26 protein-coding genes and 1 tRNA gene are annotated in these 23744 nt (G+C 35.8%); 18 read left to right on the top strand and 9 right to left on the bottom strand.

The window, feature by feature from the left end:
- Positions 1-137 precede the first annotated feature (137 nt).
- A complete protein-coding gene (eno, locus tag WIW89_RS07915; RefSeq protein WP_337710056.1) occupies positions 138-1382 on the top strand; it encodes a phosphopyruvate hydratase in 1245 nt (414 codons plus the stop codon).
- Between the two features lie 4 nt (positions 1383-1386).
- On the opposite strand, the gene WIW89_RS07920 is transcribed toward eno, so the two are convergent.
- Positions 1387-1635, bottom strand: a complete 249-nt coding sequence (locus tag WIW89_RS07920) for a hypothetical protein (protein ID WP_337710054.1) — start codon at positions 1633-1635, stop codon at positions 1387-1389.
- Positions 1636-1803: 168 nt separating this feature from the next.
- On the opposite strand from WIW89_RS07920, the gene cdvA reads away from it, so the two are divergent.
- The 5 genes from cdvA (at position 1804) to WIW89_RS07945 (ending at position 5359) form a co-directional block, all read left to right on the top strand.
- Positions 1804-2520 (top strand): cell division protein CdvA, encoded by a 717-nt coding sequence (cdvA, locus tag WIW89_RS07925; protein WP_337720346.1) that lies wholly within the window; start codon positions 1804-1806, stop codon positions 2518-2520.
- Between the two features lie 18 nt (positions 2521-2538).
- Positions 2539-3318 carry a cell division protein CdvB gene (gene cdvB / locus WIW89_RS07930; protein WP_337720347.1) on the top strand — a complete coding sequence of 260 codons (780 nt, stop codon included), beginning with the start codon at positions 2539-2541 and terminating at the stop codon, positions 3316-3318.
- Between the two features lie 4 nt (positions 3319-3322).
- Entirely contained in the window at positions 3323-4444 is a 1122-nt protein-coding gene (gene cdvC, locus WIW89_RS07935; RefSeq protein ID WP_337720348.1) for a cell division protein CdvC, read from the top strand.
- 89 nt (positions 4445-4533) lie between these two features.
- On the top strand, positions 4534-5208 hold the full coding sequence (gene rpiA / locus WIW89_RS07940) for a ribose 5-phosphate isomerase A (RefSeq protein WP_337701345.1): 675 nt from the start codon (positions 4534-4536) through the stop codon (positions 5206-5208).
- A 56-nt stretch (positions 5209-5264) separates the two neighbouring features.
- Positions 5265-5359, top strand: a tRNA-Leu gene (locus WIW89_RS07945).
- A gap of 4 nt (positions 5360-5363) precedes the next feature.
- Here the strand turns inward: WIW89_RS07945 and WIW89_RS13615 are convergent.
- From WIW89_RS13615 to WIW89_RS07955, 3 genes are read right to left on the bottom strand one after another with little or no spacing between them, the layout of a single operon-like run.
- Positions 5364-5459, bottom strand: a complete 96-nt coding sequence (locus WIW89_RS13615) for a DUF1953 domain-containing protein (RefSeq protein WP_443295720.1) — start codon at positions 5457-5459, stop codon at positions 5364-5366.
- Between the two features lie 37 nt (positions 5460-5496).
- On the bottom strand, positions 5497-5673 hold the full coding sequence (locus WIW89_RS07950) for a hypothetical protein (RefSeq protein ID WP_337710422.1): 177 nt from the start codon (positions 5671-5673) through the stop codon (positions 5497-5499).
- Positions 5670-6515 carry a hypothetical protein gene (locus tag WIW89_RS07955; RefSeq protein WP_337720349.1) on the bottom strand — a complete coding sequence of 282 codons (846 nt, stop codon included), beginning with the start codon at positions 6513-6515 and terminating at the stop codon, positions 5670-5672. Before WIW89_RS07955 ends, WIW89_RS07950 begins: the two co-directional genes overlap by 4 nt.
- Before the next feature lie 113 nt (positions 6516-6628).
- On the opposite strand from WIW89_RS07955, the gene speD reads away from it, so the two are divergent.
- The 6 genes from speD to glyA all read left to right on the top strand — a co-directional run bounded on the left by speD (position 6629) and on the right by glyA (position 12287).
- Positions 6629-7018 carry an adenosylmethionine decarboxylase gene (gene speD / locus WIW89_RS07960; RefSeq protein ID WP_156006082.1) on the top strand — a complete coding sequence of 130 codons (390 nt, stop codon included), beginning with the start codon at positions 6629-6631 and terminating at the stop codon, positions 7016-7018.
- 160 nt (positions 7019-7178) lie between these two features.
- The gene (locus WIW89_RS07965) at positions 7179-8225 is read left to right on the top strand and encodes a hydroxymethylglutaryl-CoA synthase (RefSeq protein ID WP_337720350.1); all 1047 of its coding nucleotides are present in this window, start codon (positions 7179-7181) and stop codon (positions 8223-8225) included.
- A complete protein-coding gene (locus WIW89_RS07970; protein ID WP_337720351.1) occupies positions 8225-9322 on the top strand; it encodes a thiolase family protein in 1098 nt (365 codons plus the stop codon). Before WIW89_RS07965 ends, WIW89_RS07970 begins: the two co-directional genes overlap by 1 nt.
- Positions 9323-9327: 5 nt before the next feature.
- Positions 9328-9741: a Zn-ribbon domain-containing OB-fold protein gene (locus tag WIW89_RS07975; protein WP_337701353.1), complete on the top strand. Its 414-nt coding sequence runs from the start codon at positions 9328-9330 to the stop codon at positions 9739-9741.
- Entirely contained in the window at positions 9725-10960 is a 1236-nt protein-coding gene (gene hmgA / locus WIW89_RS07980; protein ID WP_337720352.1) for a hydroxymethylglutaryl-CoA reductase (NADPH), read from the top strand. The genes WIW89_RS07975 and hmgA overlap by 17 nt, the downstream gene beginning before the upstream one ends.
- A 25-nt stretch (positions 10961-10985) precedes the next feature.
- On the top strand, positions 10986-12287 hold the full coding sequence (gene glyA, locus WIW89_RS07985) for a serine hydroxymethyltransferase (RefSeq protein ID WP_337701358.1): 1302 nt from the start codon (positions 10986-10988) through the stop codon (positions 12285-12287).
- Positions 12288-12333: 46 nt separating this feature from the next.
- Here the strand turns inward: glyA and WIW89_RS07990 are convergent, their stop codons facing one another.
- From WIW89_RS07990 to WIW89_RS08010, 5 genes are all read right to left on the bottom strand, one after another.
- On the bottom strand, positions 12334-12741 hold the full coding sequence (locus WIW89_RS07990; protein WP_337701360.1) for a universal stress protein: 408 nt from the start codon (positions 12739-12741) through the stop codon (positions 12334-12336).
- Entirely contained in the window at positions 12738-13772 is a 1035-nt protein-coding gene (locus WIW89_RS07995; protein WP_337710414.1) for a phosphorylating glyceraldehyde-3-phosphate dehydrogenase, read from the bottom strand. Before WIW89_RS07995 ends, WIW89_RS07990 begins: the two co-directional genes overlap by 4 nt.
- Positions 13759-15006: a phosphoglycerate kinase gene (locus tag WIW89_RS08000; protein ID WP_337720353.1), complete on the bottom strand. Its 1248-nt coding sequence runs from the start codon at positions 15004-15006 to the stop codon at positions 13759-13761. Before WIW89_RS08000 ends, WIW89_RS07995 begins: the two co-directional genes overlap by 14 nt.
- A gap of 40 nt (positions 15007-15046) precedes the next feature.
- Positions 15047-15796, bottom strand: a complete 750-nt coding sequence (locus tag WIW89_RS08005; RefSeq protein WP_337720354.1) for a hypothetical protein — start codon at positions 15794-15796, stop codon at positions 15047-15049.
- Positions 15797-16090: 294 nt separating this feature from the next.
- Positions 16091-16969, bottom strand: coding sequence for a pyridine nucleotide-disulfide oxidoreductase (locus WIW89_RS08010; RefSeq protein ID WP_337701367.1), 879 nt, complete (start codon positions 16967-16969; stop codon positions 16091-16093).
- A 48-nt stretch (positions 16970-17017) separates the two neighbouring features.
- Between WIW89_RS08010 and WIW89_RS08015 the strand changes: the two genes are divergently transcribed.
- From WIW89_RS08015 to upsB, 6 genes are all read left to right on the top strand, one after another.
- Positions 17018-17668 (top strand): hypothetical protein, encoded by a 651-nt coding sequence (locus WIW89_RS08015; protein ID WP_337720355.1) that lies wholly within the window; start codon positions 17018-17020, stop codon positions 17666-17668.
- Between the two features lie 254 nt (positions 17669-17922).
- A complete protein-coding gene (upsX, locus tag WIW89_RS08020) occupies positions 17923-19944 on the top strand; it encodes a protein UpsX (protein WP_337720356.1) in 2022 nt (673 codons plus the stop codon).
- A 26-nt stretch (positions 19945-19970) separates the two neighbouring features.
- Positions 19971-21383, top strand: a complete 1413-nt coding sequence (locus WIW89_RS08025; protein WP_337720357.1) for a type II/IV secretion system ATPase subunit — start codon at positions 19971-19973, stop codon at positions 21381-21383.
- A complete protein-coding gene (gene upsF, locus WIW89_RS08030) occupies positions 21364-22839 on the top strand; it encodes a membrane pilin protein UpsF (protein WP_337720358.1) in 1476 nt (491 codons plus the stop codon). The genes WIW89_RS08025 and upsF overlap by 20 nt, the downstream gene beginning before the upstream one ends.
- Before the next feature lie 29 nt (positions 22840-22868).
- The gene (gene upsA, locus WIW89_RS08035; protein WP_337720359.1) at positions 22869-23300 is read left to right on the top strand and encodes a pilin subunit UpsA; all 432 of its coding nucleotides are present in this window, start codon (positions 22869-22871) and stop codon (positions 23298-23300) included.
- Between the two features lie 5 nt (positions 23301-23305).
- On the top strand, positions 23306-23716 hold the full coding sequence (upsB, locus tag WIW89_RS08040; RefSeq protein ID WP_337720360.1) for a pilin subunit UpsB: 411 nt from the start codon (positions 23306-23308) through the stop codon (positions 23714-23716).
- The last annotated feature ends 28 nt before the right edge of the window (positions 23717-23744 follow it).

Consider the following 23744-nt stretch of genomic DNA (forward strand, 5'->3'; position numbering starts at 1 on the left):
TTCGTTACTTATCTTTCCCCTTAGGATTCGAGCGTAAACTGGCGTTAATACCCCGTATATGATCAAAGGTATTGAGCTGTAACAAATAGGTAACATATATTAATCTTCTCTATTTGAATATTAATCAAGGATTTAAAATGAGCGATTCGTTCAGAATAAGAAAGGTAAAGGGTTATCAAATTCTCGATTCTAGAAGTAACAGGACAGTTAGAGTAAGGGTTGAGACTTACGGCGGGATTTCTGACTTCGGAGACGCTCCTGCAGGCGCATCAAAGGGAACTAGGGAAGCTGTAGAACTTAGGGATAAGGATGGCGGAGTTACAGAAGCTGTTCGAATAATTAATTCAGTAATTAATGATTCACTCCATGGCTTTAGTGTTCTGGATCAGTTAGCAATAGACCAAGCTCTTATTAAGCTTGATGGAACTCCGAACAAGAGTAGAATTGGAGGGAACACTACAATAGCCACTTCTATAGCAGTTCTCAAAACTGCCTCTAAATTTCTAGGGCTAGAATATTTCAAATATATTGGAGGTCCTAGGGTTAGGTATGTTCCTATACCCTTACTTAATATATTAAATGGTGGGCTTCATGCGGGTAACATGCTTAAAATCCAAGAGTTCATTATCATACCCAAGGAGTTTGATACATTTTCAGAGGCTTTAATCGCCTCGACTTCAATCTATAAGAGGCTAAAAGAGCTGATAACAGAGAGATATGGTAAACTCTACACTGCCTTAGGAGATGAAGGTGGAGTCGTTCCACCTCTCGAGAAGACTAGGGATGCTTTGGATCTCATATATACGGCTGTAAAACAGACTGGGTACGACGGTCAAGTTTATCTAGGTATGGACGCAGCGGCTTCAGACTTTTTCAAAGATGGTGCCTACGAGATAGACGGTAGGAAATACTCTCCGGATGAAATGATAGATTATTACGTTAGCTTAGCAAATGAGTATTCTATTCTATATTTAGAGGATCCATTCAATGAAAATGATTTTGAAAGGTTTTCTATTCTACAGTCAAAGCTTAAGAAGACTATAGTAATAGGTGATGATCTATATACCACTAATGTGGAGTATCTTAAAAAAGGAATTGAGAAGAAGTCGACCATTGGAACTATAGTTAAACCTAATCAAATTGGTACTTTAAGCGAAACTTTCGACTATATAGAGCTGGCTAAAAAGAATTCCATAAAGGTTATAGTTAGCCATAGAAGTGGTGAGACTGAGGATTCCTTTATTGCTGACCTAGCAGTGGGAGTTCAAAGTGACTTTATCAAAACTGGTGCTCCTGCTAGAGGTGAAAGGACTAGTAAATATAATAGAATCATAGAAATAGAAAGGGATTATGGCTTAGAGTATTACGGGAAAAAGTTATAGTATTTTAGGGTATTAATATTCCTATAATTAATAGGAACGTGGCTATAACTAACATTAAGATAACGAAACCTCTGAACGGCATATTAGGCAAGGTTTTAAAAGCCTGTACTACTCCGTAAGCGATGCCTCCGAGAAGAAGGATTATTAGTATTGACAATCCTATGATAATGAATGTTGAAGCTAGAGGTGTTGGGTTTACATGTAAGAGCTGTGAAAATTGTCCCGTTATATTCTCCAGTGTTTGTAAGCTCATTGTAAATCATAACTTGCGTTAGGAATCCTTTTTAAATAATCTATCATAATATTACCTAGCCGATGATGAGGGTTAAAAGCACTTATCCGTGATGAGCCTCTACCTGCTGAGGAGCCCAAATCCTTTTAAATAAATCATACTCAGCTGATAATTTTGAGGAGTAATACCATGCCGGTTTCAGTTGAAGTATTAACGAAGTTCATAGGACAAAAGATAAAGGACATTTACGGTAGAGATGTAGGGATTCTACTTCACGTTTATACTGAAATCGACGGAACAGTAACTGGCGTAGAGATTTCTAAAGGAGATGAGATACAGAGTTACGCTCCTGACAGTCTGAAATTAGATGGGGATTCATTAGTATTAATTCCAGAGTGGAGGAGCGAGGCTTACAAGATTTTAGGATATATGGATAAAATAAGAAGAAGACAGAAAGCGTTAGAGGAGTTATACTCTAAGAACGAGATCCCAAAGAGTATGTATGATGATATGAAGAGAAAGTTGGACGCCGAAATGTTAAAGGTCAGAGATGAACAAAGTAAACTCAAGGGGAAACTTAAGGATAGGTTAAACAAAATTGAGGATCAGTTATCTCAGATCGATAGGGCTACAATAGCACTTAAAATGAGTTATATCTCGGGAGAGTTACCAGAAACTGCATATAAGAATTCGATAGAGATCCTTAGGCAATCTAAAGAGAGTTATACCGCGGAAAGGGATGATATAAGAAAAACGTTAGATAAGCTAGACGGGCTTGATAAAGAGAGTTTGGATTTAAAGCCTTCTCCCTCATTACCCACGCAGACAGAACAATCTACAAAGACGGAAAGTAATAAGAGTGAAGTGCCTTTGCCAATACCAGTAAGGGTAATAAATACTTTGTAACTAATCTAGTGACTTAGGATGTTTGATAAGTTATCATCAATTTTTAACAATGATAAGAAGCGAAAAGTACAATTAGGGAAGATGATTACGGAAATATCATTGAAGCTAAAGGAACAGCAAGACAGACTTGACGAGGCAATAAGGAGGTTAAAGGAGAGGGACAAGGAGCTCTTCGAAAAAGTAGTTAGAGCCCAAATTGAGGGTGATGTTGCTAGGGCCACTATCTACGCTCAAGAGATCTCTGACATTAGGAAAATGATCAAAATAATTTATACTGCTTATTTGGCAATAGAAAAGGTCAGACTGAAGCTTGATACTGTTCAGGAATTACAAGGTGTATCCCTAGTCCTATTTCCAGTTATGAAAATATTAGGAGAGCTTAAGGATCAGATAAAGGGAGTAGCTCCTGAAGTGGCTTTAGCGTTAGACTCCATAACAAGCAGTGTTAACAGTATTGCTATAGAAACAGGTGCCATAAGTGAGAGATCTGTAGTTCCGGCAATGGTTGACGAACAAGCTAAGCAGATATTAGATGAGGCTCAAAAGATGGCAGAAGTAAAAGTTAGAGAAATCTTGCCAGAATTACCTCATCCTCCGACAGAATTACCTAAACCTAGAGCTCAGGCAATACAAATAAAGCGCCAATTAACAGAAGATATGCTCCTGGATTACATTAGAAGTACGGGGGGATTTCTCGATCTAGAATATATTTCAAAGAACTATGGGGTAGATAAGGTAGAAGTTCTCAATCTATTAAAGAGATTGGAACAGAAGGGTCTGATAGCATTGGAGGGATGAGTAGATGTCGGCTCAGTCAATGTTAGAAGAAATGGCAAGAAAATATGCTGTTGCAGCTGTAAAAGCTGATAAGGAAGGAAACATAGAGGAGGCTATAAATAACTATAAAAAAGCTATAGAAGTTTTATCTCAATTGATAGCGTTGTATCATGATTCTAATGCTGTTAAAGTCTATGAACAGATGATTAATGAGTATAAAAAAAGAATAGAGGTACTAAAAGAAGTAGTTCCTGCTAATGGGGAAGAACAAGCTAAGACAACATCTGTTAGTATAGAGGATCTCATAGTAAAGGAAAAACCTAAGGTCTCTTTTAACGATATAGTAGGACTTGATGATGTGAAGGAGGCGTTAAAAGAGTCTATAGTATATCCAACAAAAAGACCTGACTTATTCCCTCTCGGATGGCCTAGAGGCATTCTTTTATATGGTCCTCCAGGTTGTGGTAAAACTATGATAGCTGCTGCAGTGGCTAGTGAAATTGACTCATATTTTATTCAGGTCGACGCTGCTTCGATTATGTCTAAGTGGCTAGGTGAAGCAGAGAAGAACGTAGCTAAAATATTCAACAACGCGAGGGAACTCTCTAAAAAGGAGAATAAACCGGTTATAATATTTATTGACGAGATAGATGCGTTACTTGGTGTGTATAATAGCGAAAACGGCGGAGAGGTAAGAGTTAGAAACCAATTTTTAAAAGAAATGGACGGATTACAAGATAAGTCTGAGACGTTCAAAGTTTACGTTATAGGTGCAACGAATAAGCCATGGAGATTAGATGAACCATTCCTAAGGAGATTCCAGAAGAGAATCTACGTCAGACTTCCCGATTTTAATCACAGGCTGGCGTTATTAAAGTACTACACATCTAAGATCAATTTGGACAGTAGTGTTAATTTGAATCAACTCGCAGAACTAACTGAAGGGTATACAGCGAGCGATATTAAGGATATTGTTCAAGCTGCTCAGATTAAGGTAGTAAAGGAGATGTTTGAAAAGAACTTATCGGAACCTAGACCAGTAGCAACTAACGACTTCATGGAAGTTCTAAAGGTTAGAAAACCCAGTGTAAATGAAGAAATGGTTAAAGCTTACGAAGTGTGGCACGAAAAGTTCAAGGCCTTGTAATTTAAAATTATTTTTTAACTATTTACAATTAAGTTAACCTCTTCTTATTCAAGGGTAAAACCTATAACTTAATTGGAGATTATGCTTCTATGGATGCTAAAAGAGCTGTAGCCGAGTTCGTAGCCCCTTTACTAGCCGATTACAAATTGATCGGAATGGGTACTGGTAGAACAGTAAAGAGGCTAATTGAAGTTATGGAAGAGAAAAACATGATAAAGGGTAAAGTTTTTGTATCAAGTTCTATCGACACGGAAATAGACTTATCTAAAAGGGGAGGTGTTGTCTTATCATTGAGTTCAGGCATGAAACCAGAGATTTATGTGGATAGTTTCGATTTCGTAACTAAGGACAAAGTTATGATCAAAGGAGGAGGTGCAGCATTACTTAGAGAGAAATTATTATACTATTTTTCTCAAAGGTCAGTATTCATTGGAGAGTATAGTAAACTTTCAAGCTCAAATCAGTTACCCGTCCCAGTAGAAGTCACTCAAGCTGCCATATCTTACGTTTTGTCGGAGCTTACTTCGCTGGGATACAAAGCGAGGATTAGGGAAACTAACGGAAAAATCGGAGGAGTAATCAGTGATAATGGTAATATAATCATAGATGTTGATGTAAATACAAGCGAATTATGTGCTTTTGAAAAGAAAGTAAAGGAGATACCTGGTGTAGTAGAGAGTGGTGTTTTTTGCGGTAAAAAGGGTGTTAAAGATTATGAGGTGATTTTAGGGAACGAAGAGGGTCGTATCGAGATTTTAAGTTAAGCTATAATTCAATAGGTGAAAAACTTAAAATTAATGAGGAATATGTAGATAGGTAGGCGGGGGTGCCCGAGCTGGTCAAAGGGGGCGGACTCAAGGCCCTAGGGATATCCGCTGGCGTAGGCCTGCGTGGGTTCGAAGCCCACCCCCCGCATACCTTAATTTTGCTTTACTAAGACTCTCGGTAGGTCTTTGACGGTTACTGAATCTCTAAAGTATTCACCGGTTAGAACATCTGTATATTCTCCATCTATTTTACGTTTTGTTCAATCAAGCTTTGTAACGTTTTCACTATAACATATATTCCATACCTTCTCTTACGTTATCTATGGCTCCCCTAAAATATTCCAAATCATCTTTTTCAAGCTCATATTTTCCTAAACTAGAAATGCTAATCTCAAGTTTTTCTATATAAGGAGCGTAGATTGAAAACGTTAACTTATTAACGTCAAGATTTGCCCCTATCATATTGAAATAATTTCGCCGAAATAGTATATCAATTGTTGTCCGTTTAAGAACAATGTTATATTATATGCCGTACCGTAATTTTGTACAGATATTATGTTTGACGGTGGGAGGTTACCGTATATCACTACTTGCTGTCCTTGAGAAATAGTTATACTTGAAGTATTGACTAAACTTCCATTTACATAGAGTTTAGCCGTGTAAGAACCACTTGAGAGTTTTATGTACTGAGTATTAAGAACGAAGGCGATTGAGTAAATTATACTTCCATTGGGATAAGCGGTTAGTGATATCGGAGCTGACTGTACGTAATAAGGATAAGCATGTGAGTTTGTGAAAATGATCGAAGCGTTAGTATAGAATGTAAGATACTTTGAGGACACAACGGCTCTTATAGGGTAGAAATGTGCAATAGTGTTTAATTGATATATTTGTTGATTTAAAGTTATGTTGTTCTGTGGTTTCAATTGCCAATTGTAATTACCAGACCCCTCGATATAAACATTATAGACTTGTTGTGCAGCTGGAATTGATATATTAACTAATAACTTCTTAGAGCTGAAAGGGGCAACGCTAATACTTGTGTCGTTGATATAGTTCTTTGTGTGGGCGAATATACCAGATTGCGTTCCCGCGGAAATTGCCACTATTACATTAGCTGACATTGGTAGAGGACCTTTATTTAAACTAACGACACAGATTGAATAAACTTGGTAACCAGATTGGGTTATTGATTCCTTAACTATATACGCATAAACGTGGAAATTATTAGCTTCTACGTAAAATACTGCACCTAGGCTTATAAATAATATGAGTATGACGCCAAGCAGGTAAATTCGTTTCATTGCGGTTAATACTATAGGGTAATATATTAGTTTATTTCGAAGACTAGATAGACCAGTTTACTTTATTATCCCCCATATAGAAGATAATGAGACGGAGGGCCCTAGGAAAAAAGATGGAACAACAAACCTATTTCCAAACCTCCTCTGAAGATAAAATAATAGGTAAGCACGTTTTCGGCAATCTATACGATCTCGATGAAGAACTTCTTACGGATAAAGACCTGCTAGAAAAGATAGTTCTTGAAGCAGTGAATATAGCTAAAATGAATTTAGTAGAAATTAAAGCGTGGAAATTCGGAGGCAAGAAAGGCGGAGTTTCAGTCATAGCTCTAGTAGAGGAAAGTCATATAGCACTTCATACATGGAATGAATACAAATATGCTACATTGGATGTGTACACTTGTGGTGAACAGAGTGATCCGCAAGCTGCTTTTAATTACATTGTGGCACAATTAAAGCCTAGACGCTACCAGATGTTTTATGCTGACAGATCATCAGCGTGAGCTGAGCCGGTCATAAAGTCCCCGTGTTTTTTACTCATCACCAATAATTTTCAATTAAATCCAAGTCATACCCTATATATTACTTTTTCGACATTTGTCGATTAGATTATAGTCATTTGTCGAAAATCTTATAATTAAAGCTCTTACATTCCATTTATCAATGAAAAGTGGAATAATAGGATGGGGTAGTTATATTCCTAGATATAGAATTAGGTCTGAGGAAATAGCTGAGCTATGGGGCATTGAAAAGGAGGTTGTAAAAAGCCTCGGATTGTCAGAAAAGGCTGTTCCTTCAGCAGATGAGGATTCTACTACAATGGCATGGGAAGCCTCTAGAAATGCCTTAGCTAGAGCTAGAATTGATCCCTCAGAGATTAACCTTGTATTGTTCGGCTCTGAATCTAAAGTTTATGCCGTTAAGCCTACTGCTACTATTTTACTAGATTCATTAGGTATCTCTCATAATACTCTAAGTGCCGATTTAGAATTTGCTTGCAGAGCAGCTTCAGCCGGTTTAAGACTTGCTTCTAGTATGGTTGAAGCTGGTAAGATTAAGTACGGCTTAGTAATTGGTAGTGATACTGCACAATCAAATCCTGGCGATGTTCTAGAACTTAGTTCAGCCTCGGCTGCAGTAGCCTATGTAGTTGGAAGAGACAACGAATCCGCAGCAGTTATCGAAGCTTCTACCTCCTTCTCTACCGATACTCCGGATTTCTGGAGGAGAGATGGTATGCCGTATCCACTTCATGGCGAAGGATTTACCGGTGAACCTGCTTACTTTTATCATATAATGTCTGCGGTGAAGAACCTTCTCGATGAGAATGGGTACAAAATTTCTGACTTTGATTACTTTGTATTTCACCAGCCTAATGGTAAGTTTCCTATACAAGTTGCAAAGAAATTGAATGTTCCGTTAGAAAAAGTAAAGGCCGGATTAGTATCTCCATATATTGGTAATCCCTATAACGCTTCTGCTTTGTTAGGTCTGGCAAAAGTGCTTGATATTGCGAAACCTGGTGAAAGAATATTAACAGCTCCCTTTGGAAGCGGTGCAGGAAGTGATGCCTTCAGCATATTAGTAACGGATAAAATCTCTGAGAGGCAAAAGCTAGCCCCGAGTGTAGAATATTATATGAATAGGAAAAAGGTTATTCCTTATTCGTTATATGCAAAAACGACCAATAAGTTCAAGGTGTATGAATAATGGTCTCAATAGTAGGTAGTGGTCTCATAAAAATTGATAGGTACTATGAATTTTCTGAAACGGATCTAGTCATTGAAGCTTACAAGAATTTAATATTAAAAGTAAAGGAAATGCCTTCATCAATTGATGCTTTAATTTTAGCCAGCACGTATAGTGATACCTTGTCTAAGAATCTTATGTTAGCCTTCAAACTTTCCAACAAGTTAGGCATTAAAACCTCTATATCGTTTAGAGTTGAAAATGGGGATAACGGTGGTTCGGCAGTATTAGCAGCATATTCGTTAATCAAATCTGGTATTGCTAATAGTGTTCTGCTAATAGGTGTGGATAAGTTTTCGGATTATCCGTCAAAGTACGTTAATGATGTCATCTCTTATAATTTGGGTAATGAATACCAATATCAAGTAGGATTAACTCCTCATGCACATGCTGCCTTACTAATGAAGAGGTATATGAAAAAGTTCAGCAAAGACTATGATTACTTTACAAAATGGCCTTTAAAGATGCACGAAAACGCTGTGGAGAATCCTTATGCGTATCTTAGATTTAAAGTAGATAAAAAGGTAATAATGGATTCGCAGATAGTTGCTGAACCCTTGCGTTTGTTTGATGTAGCTGCAAGGGCTGATGGTGCTTCAGTAGTTCTGATAACATCTGATGAATTGTCAAGGAAATTCACTGATACAACTGTAAGGATAGAAAACATCGTGAGCAGTAATTTACCTTTAGATCTTGCTAGTGTGAGAATAAACTCTGTAAGAGATGTTGCAAAGAAGCTCACGGCTAAAATGAGTAGTAATGATATTTACGAGATCCACGATTCTTATAGTATCTTAGCTACGTTAGAGCTAGAGTCCTTAGGTCTTGCTAAGGACGGTAACGGATTGGACAATCTAGATAATGTAAACGTAAATCTAGGTGGTGGTCTTAAAGCAAGAGGCTATCCGGGCTCGGCTGCTGCGATATATCAGTTAGCTGAGTTATATTTACATTTAATTGGAGAACATCCAAGAGGTAAAATAGATGCAGAAAGAGGATTTTTATTGTCTACAGACGATCTTGGTAATTCTTCTCATCTAGTTGCTCTGATGAGGTGAAATATATGAAAATAAGTCCATCTCAAAGTTGGAGACTAAAAAATACGTTATACTCTCTAACTCTAGGAATATGCAAGAAATGTGGGAACGTGTTCTATCCGTATCAAAGTATATGTGGAAATTGTGGCTCTGTAGACGTAGAAAAGGTTAAGGCTAAGGGGACAGGTACTTTACTCGAATACACAGTCCTTTATCAAACAAGGGAGGGGTTCGAAAAGCAAGTCCCTATAATAGTAGGTCTCATTAGGTTAGATGAGGGTTTAGATATAGTTGCCCCCTTGACAGACGTAGAAGCCAATGAATTAAAAGAGGGTGTTAGAGTTGAGGCTGTGTTAAGAAGGCTGAGGTCTGATTCCACTAATGGCTTAATACAGTACGGGATAAAATTTAGAGTGATAGATAATGCAGGAAACAATTAATAATATTGTTGAGAAAGTAATAAAGGGCGAGATCCAACTTCATGAAATAGATAATTTTTTAGAAGCAAATGCTGCGATGGTAGCTAGAAGACTAGCTATAGAAAGATTAACTAACTCAAACTTACCTTCGATAGGTTCTACAATTTTAGATTATGCTGAAATTAAGAATAGAAATGCAGAGAATGTAATAGGAGCTGTTCAAGTACCTATGGGTGTTATAGGTCCTTTAAGAGTTAATGGTGATTATGCTAGGGGAGAATTCTATGTACCTTTAGCTACAACAGAGGGAGCCTTGATAGCCAGCGTTAACCGTGGTGTAAAGGCCGTAACCTTAAGTGGAGGTACAAGAGTTAAGATAATTTTTGACGGAATGGCAAGGGCTCCAGTTTTCAAATTGGATAGTATAATTGATGTTGTAGATTTTATAGATTGGGTAAAGAAACATTATGAAGATTTGAAACATATAGCAGAGTCTACAACCTCTCATGGAAAATTAATTTCCGTAGAGCCTTACGTTTTAGGTAATAATGTGTGGTTGAGGTTTATTTACGATACTGGTGACGCGATGGGTATGAATATGGCTACTATTGCTACAGAGAAAGTGTGTGAATATATTGAGGAGAACTTTGGAAGGGCTAGGTGTTTAGCAGTTAGCGGTAACATGTGTAGTGATAAGAAGCAATCAATAGTAAATAGCCTTCACGGTAGAGGGAAAACCGTAGTAGCTGAGGCTTTAATCCCTAACGATATTATCACAAAGGTTTTGAAATCAGATAAGAACTTAATTCATGAGGTCAATTTGAGAAAGAATTGGGCTGGTGGAGCTAGGGCAGGAACGTTCTTTCAATATAACGCTCACTTTGCAAATATAATTGCGGCCATTTTCTTGGCAACTGGTCAAGATATGGCTCAAGTAGTTGAAAGTAGCAGCGGTTACACGTGGACTGAAGTCAGAGAAAACGGAATTTACATATCTGTAACTCTAACTTCTCTTGAAGTAGGGACCGTAGGAGGAGGTACTAGATTACCTACACAGAGAGAAGCACTTTCTATAATGGGCGTTTACGGTAGTGGTAACCCGCCTGGTAGCAATGCTAAGAAATTCGCTGAAATAATAGCTTCTACAGTGTTGGCTGGTGAGCTTAACTTGTTATCAGCACTAGCCAATAAAGAATTGGGGAAGGCACATCTTAAGCTAGGTAGGGCTGCGAAAGTTTAAATTTTTTATAACCTATTTTTACCTAATGCCTCAAGTTCCCGAAGAACTTCAAAAAATCATAGAAATAACCAGAGAACAGAATAGGTGGCGAAGACTAGAAACGTTAAACTTAATTCCATCAGAAAACGTGATGAGCCCTTTAGCTGAAACGGTTTATATGAGCGATTTTATGTCAAGATATGCTGAAGGTAAGCCATATAAGAGGTTCTACCAAGGTACTAAATACGTAGATGAAATAGAAACTCTAGCTATGAAATTAATGAATGAAATAACTAATTCTGTTCACTGTGATTTAAGGCCAATAAGCGGTACCTTAGCTAATGCGGAAGTATTCAAGGTCTTGGCTAACCCTGGAGATAAAGCTCTTATAGCTCCAGTTCAGGCTGGTGCGCATGTAAGTCATACTAGATTTGGTACACTAGGCGCTCTAGGCATAGAGCAAATAGAACTACCTTACGATCCTGAGAATATGAATGTAGATGTTGATAAGGCAATTAAAATGATCGAGCAAGTTAAACCTAAATTTGTAGTGTTGGGTGGTAGCTTATACTTATTCCCACATCCTTCTAAAGAACTGGCACCTCATGTTCATGCTGTAAATTCCAGGCTTATTTACGATGCTGCTCACGTTTACGGTTTAATCACTGGAAAAGCATGGCATAATCCGCTATTAGAAGGAGCAGACATCATGACTTCATCGACACATAAGACTTTTCCAGGTCCCCAAGGTGGCGCAATATTTATCAATGACGATGAGCTATACAAAAAAGTAAGTGATACGATATTTCCATGGTTTGTAAGTAATCATCATTTGCATAGACTACCTAGTGTAGCGGTTACCGCACTTGAAATGAAATACTTCGGAGAGGATTATGCAAAGCAAATTGTGAGAAATGCTAAAGCGTTTGCTGAGGCATTGGCAGCTGAAGGATTTAAGGTTGTTGGAGAGCATTTAGGGTATACGAAAAGTCATCAAGTTGCGATAGACGTAAGGAATCTGGGAGGAGGAGCTAAGGTTGCAAAAATGTTTGAAGATGCAAACATAATTACTAACAAAAACTTATTGCCTTACGACCCACCTAGTGCTGTAAAGGATCCAAGTGGTATTAGGCTAGGAGTACAAGAAATGACTAGATACGGTGTTAAGGAAGAAGATATGGCTGAAATTGCCAAGTTTATGAGAGAGGTAGCAATAGACAAAAAGGATGTCTCAGAAGTAAAGAAAAAGGTGATAGAGTTCAGAAAGAGATTCCTTACCGTTAAGTACACATTTGATTTAGATTTAGGACAATTCTCAAATGGTAAGGCTATTCCTCTGTTAATCTAATTTTTTTCCTTTCTTTATTTCTTTTTTAAAATTATTCAAACTAATTTTATCTGACTAGAATAACTGTAGTGGTAGCGTTAAGGGCTACGGACATAGCTACAGAACCTATATTTAACTCGCTGTTTATTGATAACCCTCTGGCTCCCATGATTACCGCGTCGTATGTGTTTTCACTTAAATACTTTAATATTTCGTTTGCTGTGCTACTTTCTTTACTTGAATATTTAAGAATCTTTAACTCATACTCTGCCCTGTCATTAACTCGTCTCTTAATTTTTTCACTAATTTCTGTCTCATTACAAGTGTCACAAGCATGAATAACTGTTATCTGTGAACCGTATCTCATAGCAAAATCTAATGCTAATTCTAATGCCCTAAAGCTATTTTCTGATCCGTCTACTAATACAGCTATTTTTCTCAACCAAAAACTTACAGTGTATGTTGGTTCTGTCATATTAGATAACCTTTCATTAATCCTAATGTATCGTTAGTTATTTTAATTGACTCGTTCTTATTAGCAAGATTCATCGCAGCTCTAATAGCGTCAATATTTTCAGGCACTACTATTGATTCTTGATGAACTCCGTACATTAGGAACAGTTCATTATTTTGAGAGTAGATTGAGTCCTCAAATACTACGACCTCGGGTATGTCGTTTCTGTATCTGCCTATATCCCTAGATACTTCTATGATTTCAGCAGTAGAACCTATACCAGTTCTAGAGGAATTTATGAGAACTATTCTTTCAGTATCCTTTAATGCAGAAATCACGTCTTCTCTTCTAACGGGTTCCTTCATTGTTATGTTCATCAGGTGCATATGCATTAGTGTTGTAGGAGCTACTACTGCCATAGATATTATGTCTATCCCCTTCATCACGGTTAAAACATCTTTTGCATGGTGGCTAGGAACTGAGGCTGGATCTGGTACTATTGAGTTAATTGGACCTTTCTTTATCTCTTTTGGGTCAGATGCCCTTCTTACCACAGTTACTCTTACTTTTTCTATTCTACTTACCTTACTGTTAATAGTGCATAAAGTTCTTAATATTCCGGTTGTGTTACAAGATACAACTCTAATGTAGTTCTTGTTAATAGCCTCGTTATAGTTACATAAGGCTGAAAAAGAGACTTCTGCAACATCCGCTTTTTCTCCTCCTTGGAATATAGCTTTCTTCCCGAACTTCTGGTACAATGGTTTGTAACTTGCTCCAATTCCATTAGGAGTTGTATCTACTATTATGTCGGCTTCATTAATCATGTCTTCTATGTATCCATTAACTTGTATCCCTGCTTTCTCAAATTTGGCTGCATTTTCTTTTGGTACATAAAGCTTGTAACCTTTCTTCACGGCGGTAAATGCTTCATAGTTGGGTGAGGTTTTCGCTACTCCCACTAGTTCCATATCTGGTTGTAATTTTATTGCATCTGCTACTCTTTTTCCAATTGTTCCGTAACCATTAACAGCTACTTTAACTCTTGCCACCTTTAGACACCCATGAGAGGTGAAGTGCTTCTAATGCCGGTAATTTGTCTCCAGCTAGAAATAAAAGTAATGCTCCTCCACCAGTGGATATATGAACTTTATTCTCATTAATTTCTATTCCTTTTTCCACCATGCTTATCATATGACCTCCCCCTATTATTACAAAACCGGGGCTTTCAAATGCTGACTTTAGAAGGCTTTTAGTTCCGTTCCTAAATCTCTCATCCTCTATGATTCCCATTGGTCCCCTCATGGTGATTACTTTTGCCTCCTTAATAAAGGATGAATAAATTTCTATAGTAGTTGAGCCTATATCTTTAATAGTTCCGTTTATATTATTAGCAGGTTCCTCAGAGGTCTCGCCATTTTGTTTCTCTGTAACGAAGTCAACAGGTATTTCTATTGGGGCTCCGCTGAGAAGCAGTTTTCTAGCCCTTGGAATTAGGCTCAACAATCCTTTACTTTCTAGCACTTGCATGTTAGCTTTTCCAAGGTTTATTCCTTTAGCTGCAGCGAATAATTCAGCTACTAACCCACCTGTTAGAATTCTATCAGCAACTCTGTTCTTTGCTAAATGTTCAATTATTTTTAGTGTGTCGCTAACTTTTCCTCCTCCTAGGACGAATATTTTTGGTGAGTCTTCAGGGTTAAATATCTTAGCTAATGCTGAAACTTCTTTTTCCATTACTTTGCCCGCAGCTGATGGCAAAACTATTGGGAATCCTACTAGACTTGGTTGGCTTCTGTGAGCTGCAGCAAATGCGTCATTTACATAAATATCAAATAGAGGTGATAATTTTCTAACCAAGAATGTTTTGGCATGTTGTGTAGGAGGAGCTTCGATTAGTTCCTCAGAGACTAATCTTACATTTTCTAGTAAATAAATCTGCCCTTTTTCTATCTTCTTGACCTTCTCTATCGCATACGGTCCTATAATGTCTTCTATGAACTCAACGTTAGTACCAATATATTTAGATAGTAATTCCGCGTGTTGTTGTAGTGATATAAAGTCATCATCACCGGGTCTACCTTGATGGGATAATATAACTATTGCATTATCTCTTTCTAGTAAATTTTTCACAGTATAAGCATGAGCTTTTATACGCGAGTCGTCTAATAACTTACCAGTTTTTTTATCTACTGGTGAGTTTATATCAATTCGCAATAGAATTTTCTTGTTAAATGCATTTACATCATCTAGTGTGGGTATGCTTAGATCCGATACTTTAATCATAAATCTCGATTAATATTGACACTATCTAGTTAATATGATTTTAGCATACAATATTAGAAGCTATTATATTTCCCCATAATAATGGAATCAAGTATTTAGTTTTAAATTTCTGTAATGATACGGAAATTTCAACGATATTATTCGACGCTTTAAGAGAAATTTTAGGTGCTTCAATACCGAAGTAAGAGAAAGAGTCATATAGTAAGTGTAAATCAATTCCATGCACAAGCCTACAAGAAAACACTCCTTCAAAAGTACCGTTGTTTAGATTATATGAAATGGAGTTACACACAGTATTTGAATTTCGCTCAACCATTTTCAGAAATAAATCCTTCATAACATAGGGGATTTCGTCAGCGTAAACCCCTTTAGGTGGGAAAAGCAATTTTACATTATCATTCTCTTCCTCTGTTTTTCTCACAAGCATGTTTATACTAAAGAATAGAAAAGTCAGATTACAAACTCTAATTCTACTTAACCTCATCTCACCTAAAGTAAAGTATTCATCAGAAACATCTTTGAATGCCTTGTAAAAATCAGCATCTCTAATTTGTTCAGTAAAATACGCCATTCCTTTTATTCCAATTAGTCCCTTTACTTTCTCGTCTTCTGAAATTGAAATAAAGTTAAAATTACCGTTTTTAATCTTTAATTTTTTAAAGGTCTTATCTACGGCTTTTTTCACAGTTAATGCGTAAGCGTTTTTACGTATGATTAGCCATTCTCCGAACTCATCTGTAATGTTCATCTTATTATCATCGTCTCTCTTTTTGAAAAACTTCGTTATCACATTTTCAAACCTCTTTTACCATAATTGACACACTGAGATTTAAACGTTAAATAATATTCTCTAATCGTAAATCAGGTATAATTAAGATTTTTAGCGGATATACGATATATATTTAGTACGGATTACTATATAGTTTTATAAAGATATGGGAATATATTAGGGTTATTAAGCATTATAAGAGGAAAACTAATTATACCCCATCTACTATATATTAGTTTAGGGTATCCAGGGACCTATAGATGAAGGTTAACTATATGACCCCCTGAACCCCCCATAGGTCCCTGGATACTTCACTTACAGATAATAAAGTATGCCCATTTTCCCCTTTCTATAGACATAATATTTTTCAATAAACCTTTTCATGAACGCCCTTAATCTCGACTTTTTTACACTTTCATAATTACCGCCCCATAGTTTGTCACTCCTAATATGGATTGCGTAATCGCCAGTATCAATTATGTTAATAAAGACTGGTTTGAAAGGCAAGTTTAAGTTTTTCCTAATCCTTTTTCCTACATATATACCGGTTCTCATTGCAAGTTCTCCTACCTTAGGAAAACCTTTGATTAGATCCCCTATTATATAAACACCTTTATATTGCAGAAACTCATTTACAGGAAAGAACTCAAAGGGATGTGGTGGTTTACAAGGTGGTAGTATATCTTCACAATTCTCCATGATCTTGATTTTTTTATTATTCATACTCTCTATTATTGCGTTACTTACTTTTTCTCCGAGGCTAGAAAGCATATTCCCGCAATAGCTCACGTCTTTGCCTATTTTTCTTAAATAGAAGGCTAATTGTATTGCTAAGTATTCTTCTTCATTCTCAATACTTAAAGAGATTTTCTCCTTCTCGAGTAATTTTCTTATAAAGTTTATCTGTTCGTTTCTATCACAACCTACAGCTAATACTAAATTTTCTGCGTTTATTTCCGTTCCTTCTTTAGTCTTAATCCATTTTCCTTTAAGGTCAAAGTCCTTAATGGTTGTTTTTCTAACGAAACGGAGGTTCGAGGTATATCTGTTTTTTTCCAAATTTAGTAGATTTCTTAAATAAGCAGTATAGAAGATAAAATAATCTCTATCACTTATAATTTCTGCTTCTCTTCCAAGAGTATAATATGTGTTTAAACCCGCATACCCCGCACCAACAATGGTTGTTTTCATCATTAATGATAAACTCAAATAATTAAAATAAAAAGTAGTTATAGTATTGTTGTGATAGTCAAAATAGCTTACGCGAGAGAAGCGGAGTTAAAGCCCCTAATTCCTCTGTTAAAAAACGAGATTGATACTAGAGGTTTTACATTTGAGTTGATTAAAGTAGATAGGGAAGACGAATTAAAATTCTATCTAGATAAGGTAGACTTAGTATATATCCCACTCCCAATTTTAAATTTCGCACAGAATTTGAGTATATTGAGTAATGGAAGTTATGTGTCAACCGGATTGAGGCTTCAACTATTATCAAGCACTGCAAAAAGAGTTTTAGTACCTGGGAGTAACTCAACAGAGTTCTATCTAGTCAAAATGCTCTATAATAGTGGAATAACTCCAGTTATAAGCGGTGATTACGACGCTAAAGTAACTTACGATACAGGTGATGTAGATTTACTAAATCTTTGGAATAATGTCTGTCAAAATTCTCCATTGATTCTGAAAGTTTTAGCAACTAAGAGACTCGATGAACAAATAATTCTACAGTTAAAAGTTTTGATAAGAGAATCAGCTTCCAAAATGGTTGAGAAAAATGAAGTAAGCATCTTTTCAAAGGAATTAGGATTAAAAGGTAGAAGTGCAATCGAGTGTTTCTTTAAATTGTGTAGAGAGAAAAATTTATGCTCTAATGTTTCTTACCGTTTAGTCTAAACTTTCTGGAGATTTTAACCATTTTTAGTAAGGCATACGGTGCGAATATGCCCTCTATAGGATATGAAAATCCCCAAGCATAAAAGAATAAACTAACCACCAATAGTCCTACAAGTAAGTTTATTTCCTTCATAAGATCTCTTAGCTTTCAATCATTAAAGTGTAAGCTAATATAATTCCTAATATTACGATAACCGTTCTCTCATAAGTATTTTCGGCTATCTCTCATCCTACTTTAACCTTACTTGTGTATTATGATACCTATAGTAGAGCAGGCAATATCGTTAACATTACCTTCGGATATCAACGTGTGGATGTCCAGACATGAAGATAAAATAGTCCTACACTCAGATGCAGTCAAGTCTCCTTATATTGAGTTATATCCTACCTTTATAGAAAAAGGAGACTGGATTTTATGGAAAGATAATAAGGTGATAAAATTAGACGGGAATAGAAGGGAAATTATTAAGGAATATGACTCAAAATTACCTTTAGACGTTGTTTATATGAATGAAGAGATAATGCCAGTATATAAAGGTTTAAGAGGGATAGTATTTAATGGAGAAAAATATACTTCCTATTTTTCTAAATACGGTTTTAAAGTCTTTACAAATGACATCATAAAAATTATAACTCCTGAAGGCAAGGAGGTAGAGCTGGATAAACCCATTCATTACAGAATATTTAATGATTATGTATCAGTCGTTTATAGTGATTTCTCATTGACAATAGGAAGAGATGGAAGTATAAAGAAATATAAAAAGCCAGCAGTTTTCTTAGCAAGTACTTCGATTGGAGACATTTATCAAACTTTAAACGGCAGAATAATCTCTGATTCTCTTGATTATGACTTATTAGGTGTATGTTCTTCTGACGTTCATTTTCTAGGTGAGTCCTATAGTGGTATATTTATATCATGTGAGGGAAAAGTAAAGTATTTTTACAAGGGTGGATGGTCTTACTTAGGGCAGATATACAATAACCTCCAATCTTCTGATGTTAATAGATACTTAGTAGTATTAACGAATGATATTACTAACGTGTATTCATATAATTTAAAGAAAATATACTCACTTAAGAATATAAGAGCTTTAAAATTAATAGAATATAAGATAGTAGCTTTATCAAGAACTAATAGAATATATATAGTATCTCCTAATGAAGATGAAGGCCTTATAACCGTTCAAAGGGATACAATAGGCTATAAAATTGAAATAAGGGACGTGATAAAAGGTGAGGTTATCTTAGGTCAAAAAGTTGTAGAGACAAGAAGAAATTATGAGAATAATAAACTGGTAATCCACGTAGAACCCTATCTTATGGATGGTGGTCAAGTTGAAGAGATAATCAAGATAGTAAATGAAATCTATGAGTATGAGTATCCTATTAAGCTACGAAGCGAGAAACTAAAGCTTAGTATTAAGGATCTGAAATTAAATGTTGCACTACATAATGGGAAGTACGTTAAAGATGAATCGAGCAATGCAGTATTAAAGGGTACATTAGTGTTTGATATTCCAACTAATTTACGTAAGATGGTAAGTATAAGGGTCAGAAATAAAGAGATAAGTTACGAGCTTACTGAACTAACGGGAGAAATAAATTTTGAACTACCATTTTACAAAATAGATGACTCTGAAGAAGTAGTGCAGGTAAGAATTCATAGGGGAAGTAAAGTTGAAGAAGTTTATGAATTTACGGTGAAGCCGAAGTTTGTAGAAAAAAAGGGAATAAGAACCGTTTCTACATACATAGAAGATTCTAAAAAGATAAGAGTTGAGAAAATAGTGAATGGAGATTTTATCTGGGAGAAAAGGGAGGAATACCCAGACTTTTACAATGTGTTAGTAATTGGAAAAGCAGGAGAATTCGTTAATATTGAGGGAAATAACGTACAAGTTACAAAAGGCAGGAAGGAAATAGAAATAAAGAAATCTCACATGAAGAGAAAATACATTATATATGGGTTCGAGAACCCAGTTAAGGTGGAAAGTGCCGAGATAGTGGGAGAGAACCTTTGCATTTATCTGAGGAAAAACTTGAATAACGTCGTAGTAGTCGGTATGTATGGTACACAAATTACTGTAACAGACTCCGAAAAATTAACGTTTAAGTTAGAACCTACATATGATATGGTGTCTCTTCTAGTTAATTTGGGAGGAATACAATGGAATGAGGAGTATAAGCTGCTTGATTTATTTAAGAAAGTTTTGTTCAAAGCAGTTAAAGAATCTCTAATGTTAAAAGAAGAGATCGAAACTTTCGGAGTACTCTGAGGTCGTTTTTAAGGTTTCTTTGTTATATGAGTGAACAAGTTCTCGAAGAATATTATGTAGGTCCCGTGAAGGTAAACATTGTAAAGAAGTCGAGTCAATGTTTATACATTGTTGAAGAGCCTAAATTATCATCTTTAGAAGAGAAGGCTAAGGACAAGATTCTTTCAGAATTATACTACACTAAAGTGGATAATATTGAAGAAGAGATAGTAAAAAGATTACAAAGCTTTAAGTTTCCTGACGAATCAATTGAAAAGGTTCTTTACCATATAAAGAAATCCTTTCTTTACGGAGAACTTACTATTTTAATGCTTGACCCTAAGGTAGAGGAAATTGAATACAAGGGATACTTATACCCATTAACAGTAATTCATAGAGATCATTCAGAGTGTATTCGGCTATATACTAATATACATATTCAAACTGAGGAAGAGGCAATAAAAACTATAGAAAGGTTGGCAAATAAGGCTAACAAGAGCATAAATATAGCTAAACCCTTCCTAGAATTTTCCCTTCCAGAGGGACATAGAGTAGCTGCAACAATTTCAAAGGAGATTTCACTACCTGGCTCAACTTTTGATATTAGAAAGTTCCCTCTAAAACCGCTAAGCATAGTAGAGATCATAAAGTCTGGAATGATTAACGAACTAACGGCTTCGTATTTGTGGTTACTCATAGAGTATAAACCCTTTATCATTATCCTTGGAGCTACTGGATCTGGTAAGACCACGCTACTAAACGCCTTATTGAATTTAATTAATCCAAATTATAAGATTCTCACTATTGAAGATACTCCGGAAATAAACATTAAGAATCAAAATTGGGTGAGATTTGTCTCAAGGGCTACACTCTCCGGTAATTTCGATATTACTATGATGGATTTAGCAAAGTTGTCGCTGAGATATAGACCTGATTACTTGGTTATTGGAGAGGTTAGAGGTAAAGAAATTGAGGCGTTAGTCCATGCATCAGCGTCTGGTCACGGTTCTATCACTACATTTCACGGCTCTAGACCTACCGATGCAGTAACAAGAATCACTGACTTGTTGTCAAATGACCTAGCCAAGCTGTTTCTTCAGACAGTATGGGCTTTTGTAGTAGTCGGAAATGTAAAAGAGGGGAATAATAGTAGAAGATCAGTGCTCTCTATCTATGAAGTAGTTACTTCTAAGTCAAAAGTAGGATTTAAGAGGGTGATAGAATGGTCTTATATGAAAACAAGGTTTACTCCTACTACTGTAGAAGAGCTAATTAAGAAATCTTCTTTATTGAGAAAACTAAAGGAAACTTATAACGTGGATCTGCAAAGTGAATTGAACAGACGTATAAAGTTTTTACAAGATTTACAGAACTCCAAAGTCATAGGCTTTGAAGAAGTTAGTCAAAAGGTTTTGGAATTCTATGATACGGGTGGTAAGGTTGAGATGGCTAGCATGTGAAATATTCGAGGAGAGAATTAAGAAAGACTTAGAGTATGTTGGAGGAGACTTCGAGCAAGTGTGTTTAGAATATAAGAAATTGATAAGAATTTTACCTATTCTCTTAGTGGCAATAACTATCGTGTCGTTTCTTACGGTAAGATTAGTAGTGTTTAGTGAAATCGGTGTATTTTTAGTTGTCTACTTCTATCCCTTACTGTACAGCTGGTCTAAAAAGGAGGAGTATAAAAAGGAAGTAAACCAAGAGGCTCCTCTTATATCTATAATTGCATATGTAAATTCGTTAATTGATAAAAATGTCCTTCAGACTATCGAAGAATTACTAAATGTAAGGGGCCTAAAGGTTCCCTCGGTAGAGTACCAGATGATTAAAAAGAGTAAAGAGGTGTTAAATGAGTCAAGTTACAAGGCGGTTGAGAGGAGAGCTATTTTACACAAAGATGATTTACTAGGAAAAATATATTCTAAGTTTCTAATAGCAGCTGACCTCGGTATATCTATAAAGGACAGAATGAGGGAGTCTATGAGAGAAATTTTACAGTCATATAGAGAAGAGTACAGGAATTATGTAGAGAGATCGGCGGAGCTCTCTGAAATGATATTTGCAGTTTATTTATTACTGCCAATTGTTCTAGTAGGCTTTCAATTTGCTTTCAAGATAAATATCTTACAATTACTATTCCCATTGATATTTACACCTGCGTTCATATTTCTCATATCAGCAATACAGCCTGTAGGAGACTATCAAATTAAGGCTAGCTATAAATATATTTTGCCTCTGCCAGCCCTGATTTTAATTACTTTAACGCCTTTGAATTTGATTATAAAATTCGTTGCAATTATAACTATCTTGTCGATTCCTCTGTTATACATTTATCAGCAAATCCTTGTTGCAAACTATCTACTCTCTCAACTACCAGATATTTTAAATCAAGTTTCGGATTACATGAAAATCGGTTACAGTATTGTTACTTCGTTGACTAAGGTAAGAGCTAAAAAAGGCCTCGGTTATAAAATTCTTGAGGATATAATTAGAAAGGTTTCTATAGATAACGAGATTCCTGAAGTGAATACGTCATCTAAGCTGTTTAATAACGTGATGAATACGTTGAAGATATTGAGTAAATCTGGTTTGACCAGTGTAGGACTGGAAGAACTTTCGGATTTGGTTAACGATATAATTATAATGAGAAATAGTATGCTGAGACAATTAAGGCTATTTGATGCTATGTTATTCTTAACACCTATTATGTTGTGGTTGACATTTTCCATGCTAGGGAATGTATTTAGTAACAGTAAGAACGTGGAATTACAAGATCTAGTGATATTCTTCTACAGTTTAGCTAACGGTCTAATATTCTCAAAAATCTCTAGATTTGTTACATTTTACTTACCGGCAGTTATTACTCCGCTAGTAATAGCAACAATACTTTCGGCTTTCCCTCATGGTATTTAAAAGATAGATATTTTATGAGGGATTAGAAGATGCAACATAAGAGTAAAAAAGGTATTTCATCCATATTAGGTACAGTAATAGTACTTGCTATAACTATAGCATTAGGTGCTCTACTGTATGCATATAGTCAAGGCATGTTCGGTAATTTGACCCAAAACGTTAGCGTGAACGCTCAAGCACAAATAATAATAAATCCGTCTACATCTCAAGCCTATTTGCAATTAACATTGGTTAATGACGGTAATGTTAACGTAAATATAACTTCAGTATATGTTAACGGTCAACCGGTGTCTAACTTCAATCTTACCAGCATATTGCCAGGACAGACTTACCAGCACGTCTACCTTCTTAAAGGAGTATATAATGCTGGACAATACTACACCGTAATAATATACGGAACTACTGGTGTAGGGAAACAATTTAGTGTAGCACTAAATGTTCTGGCATCTGAAACTACGTGATATATATGAAGGCGATATCCTCTATTTTTTCTTCTCTAATAGTTACATTAATCACCATCTCTCTTGCAGTCCCTCTGTTTGTATATTTTAGTAATCTTTATAACAATACGCAGAGTCAAGTTAGCTCGTCGTATAATGCTCTACAAAACGCAATAGATACTCAGATAACTTTGATCAGAGTCTCAAATAATTTGTCTGGGATTTTCGTTTATAATTACGGTCAGTATAACATTACAATAAGCAAGATAATTATATATAATGTAACATATAATATTAACAATTTCGTGGTGAAGCCACTACAAATTGTATCAATATATAATATATTAAATGCGAGCGGTTATCATGTGAACATAGTAGTCTCTAAAGACAGTACTATAGTGTTACTAGCTAACGGGAATTATTTCTACTTTACTTAATTTTACGTTAACTTCTAATCTTTTTTAC

The sequence above is a fragment of the Stygiolobus sp. CP850M genome (assembly GCF_037389425.1).
In the GTDB taxonomy this organism is placed as follows: Archaea; Thermoproteota; Thermoprotei_A; order Sulfolobales; family Sulfolobaceae; genus Stygiolobus.